Source organism: Marinomonas arctica (assembly GCF_003259225.1).
Classification (GTDB): Bacteria; Pseudomonadota; Gammaproteobacteria; order Pseudomonadales; family Marinomonadaceae; genus Marinomonas; species Marinomonas arctica.
Map to the genome: position 1 here is coordinate 19271 of NZ_QHJF01000028.1, position 12701 is coordinate 31971.

General features: G+C 48.0%; 12 protein-coding genes. 9 read left to right on the forward strand and 3 right to left on the reverse strand.

Annotation, left to right across the window (positions count from 1 at the left end):
• Positions 1 to 78: 78 nt before the first annotated feature.
• Genes DK187_RS15750 through DK187_RS15760 form a run of 3 tightly spaced genes read left to right on the forward strand, consistent with a single transcriptional unit; the run spans position 79 to position 2885 of the window.
• Positions 79 to 1059, forward strand: a complete 981-nt coding sequence (locus DK187_RS15750; RefSeq protein WP_111608291.1) for a TRAP transporter substrate-binding protein — start codon at positions 79 to 81, stop codon at positions 1057 to 1059.
• A gap of 3 nt (positions 1060 to 1062) precedes the next feature.
• Complete coding sequence (locus DK187_RS15755; RefSeq protein WP_111608292.1) at positions 1063 to 1584, forward strand: TRAP transporter small permease; 522 nt, start codon at positions 1063 to 1065, stop codon at positions 1582 to 1584.
• On the forward strand, positions 1581 to 2885 hold the full coding sequence (locus tag DK187_RS15760; protein WP_111608293.1) for a TRAP transporter large permease: 1305 nt from the start codon (positions 1581 to 1583) through the stop codon (positions 2883 to 2885). The genes DK187_RS15755 and DK187_RS15760 overlap by 4 nt, the downstream gene beginning before the upstream one ends.
• Before the next feature lie 69 nt (positions 2886 to 2954).
• Here the strand turns inward: DK187_RS15760 and DK187_RS15765 are convergent, their stop codons facing one another.
• Positions 2955 to 3623, reverse strand: a complete 669-nt coding sequence (locus DK187_RS15765) for a DsbA family oxidoreductase (protein ID WP_111608294.1) — start codon at positions 3621 to 3623, stop codon at positions 2955 to 2957.
• A 265-nt stretch (positions 3624 to 3888) separates the two neighbouring features.
• Between DK187_RS15765 and DK187_RS15770 the strand changes: the two genes are divergently transcribed.
• Complete coding sequence (locus tag DK187_RS15770; protein ID WP_162623534.1) at positions 3889 to 4965, forward strand: lactonase family protein; 1077 nt, start codon at positions 3889 to 3891, stop codon at positions 4963 to 4965.
• Between the two features lie 83 nt (positions 4966 to 5048).
• Here the strand turns inward: DK187_RS15770 and DK187_RS15775 are convergent, their stop codons facing one another.
• Together DK187_RS15775 and DK187_RS15780 are read right to left on the reverse strand one after the other, a co-directional pair.
• Positions 5049 to 5813 (reverse strand): SDR family NAD(P)-dependent oxidoreductase, encoded by a 765-nt coding sequence (locus DK187_RS15775; protein WP_111608296.1) that lies wholly within the window; start codon positions 5811 to 5813, stop codon positions 5049 to 5051.
• A 79-nt stretch (positions 5814 to 5892) separates the two neighbouring features.
• Positions 5893 to 7353 carry an NAD-dependent succinate-semialdehyde dehydrogenase gene (locus DK187_RS15780; protein ID WP_111608297.1) on the reverse strand — a complete coding sequence of 487 codons (1461 nt, stop codon included), beginning with the start codon at positions 7351 to 7353 and terminating at the stop codon, positions 5893 to 5895.
• A 196-nt stretch (positions 7354 to 7549) separates the two neighbouring features.
• Between DK187_RS15780 and araD the strand changes: the two genes are divergently transcribed.
• From araD to DK187_RS15805, 5 genes are read left to right on the forward strand one after another with little or no spacing between them, the layout of a single operon-like run.
• Positions 7550 to 9271 carry an L-arabinonate dehydratase gene (araD, locus tag DK187_RS15785; protein WP_111608298.1) on the forward strand — a complete coding sequence of 574 codons (1722 nt, stop codon included), beginning with the start codon at positions 7550 to 7552 and terminating at the stop codon, positions 9269 to 9271.
• Positions 9272 to 10039, forward strand: coding sequence for an HpcH/HpaI aldolase family protein (locus DK187_RS15790; RefSeq protein WP_111608299.1), 768 nt, complete (start codon positions 9272 to 9274; stop codon positions 10037 to 10039).
• Between the two features lie 10 nt (positions 10040 to 10049).
• Positions 10050 to 10598 carry a TRAP transporter small permease gene (locus tag DK187_RS15795; RefSeq protein ID WP_111608300.1) on the forward strand — a complete coding sequence of 183 codons (549 nt, stop codon included), beginning with the start codon at positions 10050 to 10052 and terminating at the stop codon, positions 10596 to 10598.
• A gap of 3 nt (positions 10599 to 10601) precedes the next feature.
• A complete protein-coding gene (locus tag DK187_RS15800) occupies positions 10602 to 11888 on the forward strand; it encodes a TRAP transporter large permease (RefSeq protein WP_111608301.1) in 1287 nt (428 codons plus the stop codon).
• Between the two features lie 60 nt (positions 11889 to 11948).
• Entirely contained in the window at positions 11949 to 12701 is a 753-nt protein-coding gene (locus tag DK187_RS15805; RefSeq protein WP_111608302.1) for a TSUP family transporter, read from the forward strand.

Consider the following 12701-nt stretch of genomic DNA (forward strand, 5'->3'; position numbering starts at 1 on the left):
CGCTCCGTTGATTCGGTCTGTCCGTTACAAAAATAACAAAGCCTTCAGAGGCACTAAAGTAGCATTGGGAGAAACGACATGACATTCAATAAATTGGTTATTGCGGCTTCAGCAGCGATCACGCTATCCAGCCAAGTATTTGCAGAGGAGTTGAAATTTGCCAGCTTTACTCCGCCATTTCATACCATTAATGCGTCCGTCATTGAGAAGCTAAATACGGATCTTTCTGCGGCCACAAATGGCAATTTAACCGTGCGTGGTTATCATGGCGGGGAACTCGGAGCCGGCCCTGCGGAACAATATGTTCGTGTGTTACAAGGTGCTGCAGATATGTCTTGGGGCTTACCAGGCTATACCTCGTCACAATTTGGTAAAACTATGATCGCTGAGCTGCCTGGGGCAATTCCTGAAGATATGCCCGGATATGAAGCGTTATGGCGTGCCTACGATAAACACCTAAGCCAAGAGTTTCCAGGTACCAAACCATTGGCACTGTGGACTTCTGAACCCAATATTTTCATCATGCGCAACAAGGTAATTCGCACGCCTGCTGATCTTGCTGGCCTTAAAATTCGTGTTGCGGGAACTACCGCGGCTGAGGTGGCGAAGGCATTAGGCGCTACGCCTGTGCAAATGCCTGCAAGTCAAATATATAACGCCATGCAAACTGGTTTGATTGATGGCGTTATCACGGGCGCGTCGACATTGACAGATTTCAAGCTCGATGAGGTGGCGGATGCGCTAACGCTAGGAGCACCATTAGGTCGTTTGGCTTTTTATACGGTATTAAACCGTAGTGTTTATGACGGGTTAAGTAAGGAAGAAAAAGCCGCAGTGGATGCAGCCAGTGGAGCCGGATTATCGAAGAGTGCTGAAGACGCTTGGATGAGCACGGCAACCGCCGCGCTTGAAACGGCGAGAGCAGATGGTGCCAACACCATCACAGAACTAACGGACGCTGAAAAAGTGGCGTTTGCGCAAGCCGTGTCTGGAGTGATTCAGTCCTACGTCAAAAGTGTCGATGGTGCTGCTACGCTTGACGCCATGCAAGGCAAGTAACTTATGCTTAACGCAACACGGAAACTGGCGGACAGGCTTATTGCCCTGTCCGCTGCAGTGGGGGCTTTAGGGCTGATCGTTGAGGTCATCATCTTACTAGCCGATGTCATTGGTCGTGCCTTTGGCGCGCCAATCTACGGCTCGCAAGACATGATTACCATGACCATGGTGATCGTTGTTTTTGGCGCAATGGCGTTGTGTGATCGCCAAGGGGGTCATATTTCCGTTGATCTTTTTGAACGCAGTTATCCCGCATGGCTTAATCGTATGATTGATATTCTTTCGGCGCTGTTGGGCGCGGTTATTTTTTTCGGTATTGCTTACGCCGTTAATGAAAGCGCTAAAATCTCAATGATGCTGAATTTATCAACCAACCTTTTGCGTCTGCCTAAAGCGTGGTTTCAAAATGGTTTGTCTATTTTGGCCTTATTGACGGCGGCAGGAATGGCGCTACGTGCCATTGAGCTGACCTTCTCAGGTCGTGACGTTCGTAAAGTAGACACGGATACAGGAGACACAGCATGAGCCCCGCAATGATTGGTACTATTGGCATCTTGGTGATGTTTGTTTTGTTGGTGCTGCGGGTGCCGGTGGCGTTTGCTATGTTTTCGGTGGGTTTTGTCGGTATTACTATATTAGACAGTAGTCGATCTGCACTGAGCTTGTTGGCATCGGAAACCTTTACTTTGGCATCGTCGCCTGAGCTGGTGGTTATTCCGCTGTTTATACTGATGGGGAATGTCGCCTCAGAAACGGGCATGAGTCGAAAACTGTACGATGCGGCTTATGCCATTATCGGTCAATTCCGTGGCGGATTGGCCTCGGCGACCGTGATTGGTTGTGGTGGTTTTGCTGCGTTGTCTGGTTCCTCTGTGGCATCGGCTTTGACCATGGGGAAAGTGGCGCTAGGGCAGATGGACCGCTTTAAATACAACACGCGCTTGTCTACTGGCGTGGTGGCGGCAGGCGGCACCTTGGGCATTTTGATTCCGCCGTCTACTGGTTTTGTTATCTATGCGATTCTCACTGAACAGAGTATCGGACGTTTGTTTTTAGCGGGTGTTTTGCCAGGCATCATGCTGCTGCTTTTGTTTATCTTTGTGATCATGCTAATTTGTTGGTTTCGTCCCGAATTTGGTCCAGCAGGGCCTGCCACGAGCTGGCGCAATAAAGGCAAAGCGCTATTAGGGGCGGGGCCAATTATTGCAGTGATACTACTGACCATAGGGGGCATTTACAGTGGGCTATTTTCGCCCGTTGAAGCCTCCGCTGTCGGTGCTGGCGTGGTGATACTGGTGGGCTTATTCACGCGTGTCTTATCCTTACAGGCATTGTGGCGGGCCGCTCGCGATGCGGTGGTGACAACGGCGACGGTCATGCTGATCTTGATTGCCGCGCATTTGATCAACCCATTTATGGCGCTCAGTCACATTCCATCCGCGGTCGGAGACGTATTGTCTGGGTTAGGATTGGGTGTCACGGGAACACTGATTCTGATTCTGGCTATTTATCTAATTTTGGGCTGTTTTTTGGAAGGCTTTGCCATGTTGGTGCTGACCTTGCCAATCTTCTTTCCTATTATTATGGCCCTTGGCATTGATCCAATTTGGTTTGGCGTACTGACGGTTCTGACGCTCGAAATGGGGCTGATTTCACCGCCTGTGGGCATTAATGTGTTTATTGTTAAATCGGTCGCGCCGAATGTGGAATTGGGTAATATTTTCCGTGGTGTGCTGCCTTTTTGGTTAATGATGATACTGGCGGTTGCCTTGTTGATTCTTTTTCCACAGATTATACTTTTCCTTCCAAATACCATGTTTGGCTGATCATTGTGCATAAAAAATGCCCATGTTATGACAACATGGGCATTTTTATTTGAACTGAAACAACCAATGCTAAGCTGGTGCTTGTTCTGTTTTTAGTTTCTCTAGAACTTCTTCAATCGCGCTTTTAAAGACTTCTGCAGGTTGTCCACCTGAAATCGCGTAGGCATTGTTGATGATGACGGTTGGTACAGATGTGATGCCGTTTTGTTGCCAGATCTTTTCTTGTTGGCGCACGTCATCAGCAAAGTGGTTATTTTCTAAAATGCCTTTTGCTGCAGCAGGGTCTAGGTTCACACTGGCCGCTAAGTTGGCGAGAATGGTGTGATCACTGATGTCTTGATTGTGGGTAAAGTGCGCTTTGAACAACGCGCTTTTGAGTTCCGCCTGCTTGCCTTCTAACTGTGCCCAATGCAACAAACGATGCGCGTCAAATGAATTGCGCATGCGGCTTTCCGTTGTAAAGTTAAAATCAAAGTCGATCTCTTTGCCGCGCGCTTGAATCATGGCGCGGTTTTGTTCAGATTGAGCTTTGTTGATGCCGTATTTTTCGGTGATGTGCTCGTCTAAATTTTGACCTTCTAGGGGCATCTTGGGGTTCAGTTCAAACGGCTGAAAGGTCACGGTCGCATCGACTGTATCGCTTAACTGTTCTAGGGCTTGGTTAAGGTTTCCCAAACCGACCACACACCAAGGGCACATAACGTCGGAGATAAATTGAATATCCAATGGTTCTTTCATGGTATTTTCCATCTTTAAAGTGAAAAGCAAAACTTAAAAAGTTCGTATTAGAAAAAGAGATTGGGGCAGCGTGGTGAATTAAAAGAGAAGCCATAAAATAGTGCGGATCGTTGCTCATAATTTACACAATATTGAGTGAGTCGACAGGATATAGACTCAAGCAAACGCCACTAAACGTCAGTTGTTGTTTTAATTGTTGTGTGGTGTCATACATTAACGCCATTTTATGGGTGATATGATTCACGGATGCAATAGGATAAAAAGAATGTCTCAGCATAACAAAGCCCGTCAGTATGTGTACGTGTCCAATGCCAAAGATGGCACCATTGTCAGATATTTATTAGATGATCATCACCGTAAACTCGTTTTTCTTGGGCGCACACCCGCGGGTGATAATGTGATGCCTTTGGCCGTGAGTCCTGATAAATCGCATTTGTACGCAGCCATTCGTTCAGAACCTTTTCGTGTGGTGTCATATCGCATTGATTCTGCATCAGGGGATTTGTTAGTAGAAGGTACAGCCAGTTTGCCGGTGAGTATGGCCAACATAGATACGGATAAATCAGGGCGTTTCCTTCTTGCAGCTTCCTATGGTGGTGATTTAATCAGTGTGAGTCCGATGAATGAACAAGGTGTGGTGATGGCCGATGCTCAGCAAGTATTGCCCAGTGGTCGCAATGCGCATGCTATCCATACCAGTCCCGATAATCATTTTGTCTTCTCCACCAGTTTGGGTGACGACGAGATTCGACAATATCGATTTGATGAACAAAGTGGACATCTCACACCGAATACGCCAGCCGCAGTGAAAACCGAGCAATATGCTGGCCCTAGGCATTTTGTATTTTCTAAAAATGGTCAATACGTTTACGTTTTAGGCGAGTTATCAGGTACGGTAACCACCTATGCTCTTGATGCCAAGACTGGGTTATTAACCCTTAAAGGCGTAAGCGAAGGGGTTCCAGCGAAAGCCTTGTCATTAGAGAACGGCGTGCCGCCCTTTATGACAGCCGATAATGATCACCCTAAAATATGGACGGCAGACATGCATGTGTCCGTCGATAGTCGCTTCTTGTATTTGTCGGAAAGAACCACAAGCGCCATGGTCACACTGTGGATTGACCCCATGACCGGGCTGCCAAGTTATCAAGATATAACGCAAGTTGAACAGCAGCCACGAGGTTTTGCCCTCAGTGTCGATGGTCGTTTCATGGTGGTATCAGGTGAAAAAGACACGAATGTCGGCTTGTATGCTGTCGATATCCCGTCGGGTGCACTGACGAAAATCGATACAGCGCCAGTCGGTATCGGGGCAAACTGGGTAGAGATTGTCGCGTTTTGATGATTGGTGAAGCGATCAGAAGCCCCTTTGATACGCCTCTGTTTTTTTGCAGAGTGTGAAGGGGCTGCTTTTTATCAGAGGGATCAGACAATGCCAGCATCAACAATAAAGTTTTGTCCCGCACAGGCTCGGCTGTCCTGAGAAGCAAGGAACAACGCCATGGCAACAATGTCGTCTGGCTGAATGCGGAATTTAAGGGATTGCACATCGATAAATTCTTGATCCAATTCTGGTGTTAGCCAGAGTGCTTTTTGGCGTTCTGTGACCACGGCGCCAGGAACAATCGAGTTAACGCGAATGCCACGTGGGCCAAGCTCGCGCGCCATGGTGCGTGTCATTGTGTGGATCGCACCTTTTGATGTAGTGTAGCCCACCATACCAGCACGGCCACGCATCCAACTGATCGAGCCCATATTAATGATGCTCGCGCCTTCTTTCATCCATTTTGCGGCCGCTTGCATGCCAAAGAAATGCGGGCGCATATTGATGTTGAGGCAGTTGTCCCAGTACTCTGGCGTGACGTTTTCGATTGTATGACGATCATCTTTGCCCGCGTTATTGATTAAGACATCTAAGCGGCCCAGTTCTTGAGCGGCGTCGTTTATTGCAGATTGTAAGGCGGCAATGTCACGGACGTCGACTTTTCTAAACCAAGGAGTAACGTTGAATTCGTCGCTGAGTCTCTGATTTAAGGCAGCGGAGCTGGCTTCATCGATATCGATGTAAGCAACTCGTGCGCCTTGCTTTATAAAGTGATGAACAAGGTATTCGCCAATCCCTGAGCCACCGCCAGTAATAAAAACGACGTTGTCTTTTAAAGAAGGATATTGGTTGGTTAATGTCGGCATGTATTATTCTCCGGTCGACAAAAGATAGGTATGCCCATGTCTGAATGGGCATACCTTGCATAGGGTTTTGAGTTATCCGTTACTTATCCAAACCTGCTAGGCAAACGTACTTGGTGTTGATGTAGTCTTCAATACCGTATTTAGAACCTTCACGACCCAAGCCCGATTCTTTGTAACCACCAAATGGCGCCACTTCTGTGGCGATGACGCCAGCGTTAACACCAACCAAACCTGTCTCTAACGCTTCCGCGACACGGAAAATACGACCAATATCTCGAGAGTAGAAATAAGACGCTAGACCGTATTCTGTGTCGTTCGCCATCGCGATCACATCGTCTTCTGTTTCAAACTTGAAGATAGGTGCTAAGGGGCCAAAGGTTTCTTCTTTGGCAAACAGCATGTCTTGCGTAGCATTGGCAATAACCGTTGGGTGATAGAAATTGTCGCCCAGTTCATGACGTTTACCACCGGTGACGATTTTGCCGCCTTTGCTAATGGCATCTTGTACATGCTCGTCGACTTTATCGACGGCGGCGCGGTTAATCAGTGGGCCTTGTTCAACGCCATCCTCAGTTCCGTGGCCGATTTTCATGGCGGCTACCTGCGCCGCGAATTTCTCAACAAAGGTATCGTATACGCCAGCTTGAACATAAATGCGGTTGGCACAAACACAAGTTTGTCCGGCATTGCGGTATTTTGACATCATGGCACCTTTAACGGCTTCGTCGATGTCGGCATCATCAAACACCACAAAAGGCGCGTTGCCACCCAGTTCAAGAGAGACTTTTTTCATGGTGTCGGCGCAGTCTTTCATCAGCAATTTGCCAATAGGCGTAGAGCCTGTGAACGTGAGCTTACGTACAACGGATGAGTCCGTTAGCGTTTTGGCGATGTGGCTCGCTTTACCCACAACAATATTAATCACGCCTGCTGGGATGCCGGCTTCAATGGCAAGAACACCCATGGCTAAGGCGCTTAATGGCGTTTCGGAAGCTGGCTTGATGATCATTGTACAGCCCGCAGCAAGGGCTGGGCCGGCTTTACGTGTGATCATGGCCGCAGGGAAGTTCCACGGCGTAATCGCCGCACACACACCAACCGGTTCTTTCATCACTAGGATGCGGCGGTCTGGTGCGTAGGTTGGAATCATATCGCCATAAATGCGTTTGCCTTCCTCGGCGAACCACTCGATAAAAGAGGCGGCATAACCGATCTCGCCACGAGATTCGGCTAATGGCTTGCCTTGTTCAGCAGTCATTAGCCTTGCAAGGTCTTCTTGGTTTGCCATTAATAGGTCATGCCAGCGGCGTAATAATGCAGCGCGTTCTTTGGCGGTTTTCTTTTTCCATGTTTTTTGCGCGGCTTCAGCCGCAGCAATCGCTTGTTGTGTTTCAGCAGGACCAACGCTTGCAACGGTTGCGACTAATTCACCTGTTGCTGGATTGAATACATCGAGCGTGTTGCCTTCTGAAGATTCGACCCACTCTCCATTGATTAAACATTTTGTTTGCAGGAGTGCTTTGTTCTTTAGTTCAAGCATTGCGGTACCTCTAGTTGGTTTTTGTTGTTAGGTCGTTATTTCAAGAGACTATTTTTAATCGATAAGGGGATAGTTCTTGACTTCTCTTATGTCTTATATAAGAGTTATATCACAAGTTTTAAGAAGCCGTAAACAAGACGCAAGGGTTATTACGGCAAATGATAAAAATAAACAGTAAAAAGAACAGGACCGCACCATGGCAAAACGTATCGAAGACCTGCGCAGTCAGCGTTGGTTTGCTCCTGATAACATGCGTGCGTTTGCACACCGTCAGCGTACGCAGCAGACAGGGTACAAGCGTAGCGATTTCATGAACCGCCCAGTGATTGGCATTATCAATACGTGGAGCGACATCAGTACGTGTCACACTCACCTTAGAGAGCGTGCCCAGTTTGTCAAAGAAGGCATTATTCGCGCGGGGGGTTATCCATTGGAAATGCCCGCCATGTCACTTGGCGAAGTGATGGTGAAGCCAACCACCATGATGTACCGAAATTTCCTTGCGATGGAAACCGAAGAGCTGCTGCGCAGTCATCCGATTGATGGCGCGATTTTAATGGGCGGTTGTGACAAAACCACACCGGGCCTATTAATGGGCGCCATCAGTATGAATATTCCTGCTATTTATATTCCTGCAGGCGCGAGTCTAAACGGCAACTTCAAAGGTCAAAAAATTGGTACGGGCACTCATACTCGAAAATATTGGGATGAAAAGCGTGCGGGTAATTTAAGTGATGAAGACTGGCTTGAATTGGAAGCCAAAATGACGCGCTCGGTGGGAACGTGCAACACCATGGGCACCGCGTCTTCGTTAACTTCTATGGCGGAAGTCTTGGGCTTTTGTTTACCCGGTTCTGCGACCATTCCGGCGGCCGATTCGGCTCATCAACGTCTGTGCTCGCTTGCGGGAGAGCGCATTACCAAAATGGTGTTTGAAGACCTCACACCTAAATCTCTCGCCACCAAAGAAGCGTTTGAAAATGCCATTGTCACTTATGTGGCGCTGGGTGGTTCCACCAACGGCATTATCCATTTGATCGCCATGGCAGGGCGTGCGGGTATTGATCTACCTATGTCGTTGTTTGATGAATGGGCGCGTAAAGTGCCGGTCATCGCCAATCTCATGCCTGCGGGCGAATATCTAATGGAAGATCTGTTTTACGCGGGAGGCTTGCCTGCTTTATTAACGCGTTTAAAAGACTTTCTGCATCTTGATCAAGGTAACGTGAACGGTCGTACCTTGGGTGAGAACTTGGAAGGTGTGGAAATTTACAACGAAGACGTGATTCGTTCTCTAGAGAACCCAGTCAATGACCGCGGCACCATTGGCGTGATCACTGGAAACCTTTGTCCAGATGGGGCGGTGTGCAAACCGTCTGCGGCGTCCCCGCATCTATTGAATCATCGTGGTAAAGCCTTGGTGTTTGAAAACCATGCGCAAATGAACGCACAGATCGACGACCCTAACCTTGATGTAGATGAAAACACCGTTTTAGTACTGAAAAATGCTGGGCCAATAGGCGGTCCTGGCATGCCGGAATGGGGCGGGTTACCGATTCCGAAAAAGCTTTTGCAAAAAGGCGTGCGTGACATGGTGCGAATTTCAGATGCGCGCATGAGCGGCACCCATTATGGCACCTGTATTTTACACGTTGCGCCGGAATCTTATGTTGGCGGGCCATTAGCCTTTGTTCAAACCGGTGACTGGATCGCCTTAGACGTAGAAAAACGCACGCTGAATTTAGAAATCAGTGACGAAGAAATGGCCGCACGAAAAGCGGCTTGGGCACCACCACCGCCAAAGTTTGCCCGTGGTTATGGCGCTATGTTTTCAACTCATGTCACCCAAGCCAATGAAGGGTGCGATTTTGACTTTTTACAAGGTGACGCTGTCATCGATGAACCGGAGATATTCTGAATGAGCAAGACGATTAACCCATTTAAACAGCGTTTACTGGACGGTCAGAAGTTGATTGGTGGCTGGACTCTGTCTGGTAGCCCGACGGTGGCAGAAGCGATGGCGTTTTTGAATTATGACTACTTGGTGGTGGATTTAGAGCACAGCCCTGCCAGTGTACATGACACGACGCCCATTTTACGTGCGATTGAGCAAACACCAACAGCCGCCGTGGTTCGTATGCCAAGCCATGATCCGATTGCTATTAAACAGGTATTAGATCAAGGCGGTATGACCTTGTATTTCCCCTTTGTGGAATCGGTGGAAGAGGCTAAAGCCATTGTTCAGGCCAGCATGTATCCGCCATTGGGCAAACGTGGCTTTGCCAAAATGCATCGTGCGGCGCGTTATACCACTCGTGAAGATTACCCTGCGGTAGCCAATGAGCAAGTGTGTTTGATTCCCCAATTGGAAACCGTTGAAGCGTTAGCGTTGGCGGTCGAGATAGGTCAGCTTGATGGCGTCAGTGCGGTATTTATTGGCCCAGGAGATTTGTCGATGACCATGGGGTTGCCAGGACAAGTTAATCATCCTGATGTGCGTGCCAAAATCGTGGCCTGTGTGACCGCCTGTAACCAAGCTGGAATTCCCGTAGGAACCGTGATGCCAACCCCTGATGATGCGAAGTGGGCGTTAGAAATTGGCTTTAGTTTTGTGTCGATTGCCAATGATCTAGCTAATATGTTGGGACAGTGTAAGGCGCATTTAGCGCAAATGAAAAACTCATAAAGGTGTCTCTATGCTTTTATTAATAAGAATAATAACGCTATTAGGGCGGCTGAATTCGGCCTTGATATTGGTATTTAAGTATTTGGCGATCGGTGCCGTGGCCATTATGACAACGACCATTTTAGTCCAGGTTTTTTGTCGTTATGTGCTGAATGATTCTTTGCCTTGGTCGGAAGAACTTGCCCGCTATTTGATGGTATGGATGACGTTTCTGATGCTGCCTGTGGTATCCCGTACGAAACAACATGCGGCCCTCGATATTATTTTGGGGTCTTTGCCCAAACGATTGAGCTTGTTACTTGAGCTGGTGTTGTATGTGTTGGTCGGAATTGTTTTGTATTACGCCTTTAATAAAAGCTTAGATTTCGCCCTAAAGGGAACGCGTATGTTAGCCACGGCGCTGCCGATTACCAAAGCTTGGTCTTATATGGCGATGCCGGTTGGCTTTGGCGTCATGATGTTGGTGTATACCGAGCTTTTCTTGATTGGTATTACGCGTCTTTTTAATGAATCTAATGGCGACAAGTTTGTGTTGTCTGATAGCGAAAGCGAGGCATAACCCATGGGCATTTCATTTTTCTGGATTTTGCTTTCTGTCATGTTTTTGGGCATGCCTGTCGCGTTTGCCTTGTTGTTTGCGCCGGGTCTGAGTCTATTTCTGGAAGGCAAAGAGATGTTCTATCTCTTGCTCACGCAGCGTTTATACAACGGTATTGATAGCTTTCCTCTAATGGCTATTCCGTTTTTCATGTTGGCGGGTGAGGTGATGAACCGCAGTGGTATTACTTTGTCGCTGGTACAGGTAAGCCAAGCCTTTATCGGTCATTTGCGCGGTGGTCTGGCGCAAATCAATATTTTGTCTTCCATGTTGTTTGCCGGTTTAAGTGGTTCAGCCGTGGCAGATTGTTCGGCCTTAGGGAAAATGCTGATCCCTGCAATGGAAAAAAACGGTTATTCGCGCCGTTTTGCGGCGGCCGTGACGGCGGCCTCTTCGGTGATTGGTCCGATTATTCCACCCAGTGGCATCATGATTCTGTACGCCTTTGTGATGAACGTATCGGTCGGTGGTTTGTTTGCGGCAGGCATTATTCCAGGTATTTTGGTTGGCGTAAGCTTAATGATCATGACTTGGTTTTTGGCGCGTCGCCGCGGATACAAAGTGGCCTCTGAAAAAGCCACATGGAAAGAACGTGGTACGGCGGTTAAGCAGGCTTTTTGGCCTCTGCTGACGCCAGTTATCTTGCTCGGTGGGATTTTATCTGGGGTGTTTACACCAACCGAAGCCGCCGCGGTTGCGGCGGCATATGCTTTGCTAGTCAGTCTTTTGTCTCGAACCATGACAATGAGCAGTTTGCCGAGTTTATTCTATGCAACAGCGAAATCGTCTGCGGTGATCTTGTTCCTAGTCGGTAGTGCTGTGGCATTTTCGGCGGTAATTAGTTTGTCCGGTGCGCCACAGAAAATAGCCAGTATCATGGTGACATTAACGGAAAACCCGTTGTTGCTTTTATTGATTATTAACATTTTGTTGTTATTTGTTGGCATGTTTTTAGATGCAGGCCCAGCGATTCTGATTTTAGGACCGATCCTTGGGCCAATCGTGACGCAATTTGGTATTGATCCATTGCATTTTGCCATCGTGATGTGTGTGAACTTGACCATAGGTTTGACGACGCCTCCAATGGGCTTGGTGCTGTTTGTTGCGTCCAGTGTGAGTGGTGAGCGAGTTGAGACGATTAGCCGTGAAATGTTGCCGTATTTGGCAGTGCATATTCTGGTTATTCTCCTGATTACGTACATTCCAGCCTTGACGATGACTTTACCTCGTTTACTTGGCTTTGCCTCCTGATGGGACGTAAGCAATTAGTTCTCGGAGTATTTAAGAAGGTAACAAACGAGGGAGGCTTTTATGCTTATGGATAGTTCGAGCCTGCTTCTATTACTGTTTTTTGCTCTCGGCAGTTACATTCAAGCGACGACTGGTTTTGCCTTTGGGCTGATTGTCGTGAGTAGCGTGTCGGCCTTAGGTTTAGCGCCTATTGAGGTGACGGCGTTTGCAGTGAGTGTGTTAAGCCTTATTAATGCTGGTATTGGGCTTTATGGCGGGGGGTGGAAAAAGATAAATCGCCGTGCTTTTTGGGGTTTTATTTTGCCTTGTCTGCCAGCTATTTTTCTTGGCGTATGGTTGCTTGGCTATCTTGGTGAAAATGCACTGGGATGGCTGAAATTTAGCTTAGGCTTGTGCATTGTCGTTAGCAGTCTGGTGATGATGCTTCAAGCTCACAAGGTGAGAAAAGCGTCTTCTGCAGGGGCTTTTGCTGTCAGTGGTGTCATTGGTGGGGTCATGGGTGGCATGTTTGCGACCTTTGGTCCGCCAATTACTTTTATGATGTATCGCCAGCCAGACGATCAGGCCAGAATTCGCGCGACCTTATTAGGAATCTTTTGTTGTACGGCGGCCTTGCGTGTGGGATCGGTTAGCCTGACGCAAGGCGTCGATACTGATACTTGGTTGTTATGTGCGTTTGGCTTTCCGGTCGTCGTTGTGGCGACGTTGGTCGCCAGGAAGTTTCCACTGCCTATTTCTGGTCGAGCGATGCGTTTTATTGCGTTTAGTTTATTGCTACTGTCGGGCATGAGCTTGATGTGGCAGGGATTTTAG

What these genes read in the sequence shown, in the direction of transcription:
- DK187_RS15750 (WP_111608291.1), top strand. Translation starts at nt 79, where the DNA reads ATGACATTCAATAAATTGGTTATTGCGGCTTCAGCAGCGATCACGCTA.
- DK187_RS15755 (WP_111608292.1), top strand. Translation starts at nt 1,063, where the DNA reads ATGCTTAACGCAACACGGAAACTGGCGGACAGGCTTATTGCCCTGTCC.
- DK187_RS15760 (WP_111608293.1), top strand. Translation starts at nt 1,581, where the DNA reads ATGAGCCCCGCAATGATTGGTACTATTGGCATCTTGGTGATGTTTGTT.
- DK187_RS15765 (WP_111608294.1), bottom strand. Translation starts at nt 3,623, where the DNA reads ATGAAAGAACCATTGGATATTCAATTTATCTCCGACGTTATGTGCCCT.
- DK187_RS15770 (WP_162623534.1), top strand. Translation starts at nt 3,889, where the DNA reads ATGTCTCAGCATAACAAAGCCCGTCAGTATGTGTACGTGTCCAATGCC.
- DK187_RS15775 (WP_111608296.1), bottom strand. Translation starts at nt 5,813, where the DNA reads ATGCCGACATTAACCAACCAATATCCTTCTTTAAAAGACAACGTCGTT.
- DK187_RS15780 (WP_111608297.1), bottom strand. Translation starts at nt 7,353, where the DNA reads ATGCTTGAACTAAAGAACAAAGCACTCCTGCAAACAAAATGTTTAATC.
- araD (WP_111608298.1), top strand. Translation starts at nt 7,550, where the DNA reads ATGGCAAAACGTATCGAAGACCTGCGCAGTCAGCGTTGGTTTGCTCCT.
- DK187_RS15790 (WP_111608299.1), top strand. Translation starts at nt 9,272, where the DNA reads ATGAGCAAGACGATTAACCCATTTAAACAGCGTTTACTGGACGGTCAG.
- DK187_RS15795 (WP_111608300.1), top strand. Translation starts at nt 10,050, where the DNA reads ATGCTTTTATTAATAAGAATAATAACGCTATTAGGGCGGCTGAATTCG.
- DK187_RS15800 (WP_111608301.1), top strand. Translation starts at nt 10,602, where the DNA reads ATGGGCATTTCATTTTTCTGGATTTTGCTTTCTGTCATGTTTTTGGGC.
- DK187_RS15805 (WP_111608302.1), top strand. Translation starts at nt 11,949, where the DNA reads ATGCTTATGGATAGTTCGAGCCTGCTTCTATTACTGTTTTTTGCTCTC.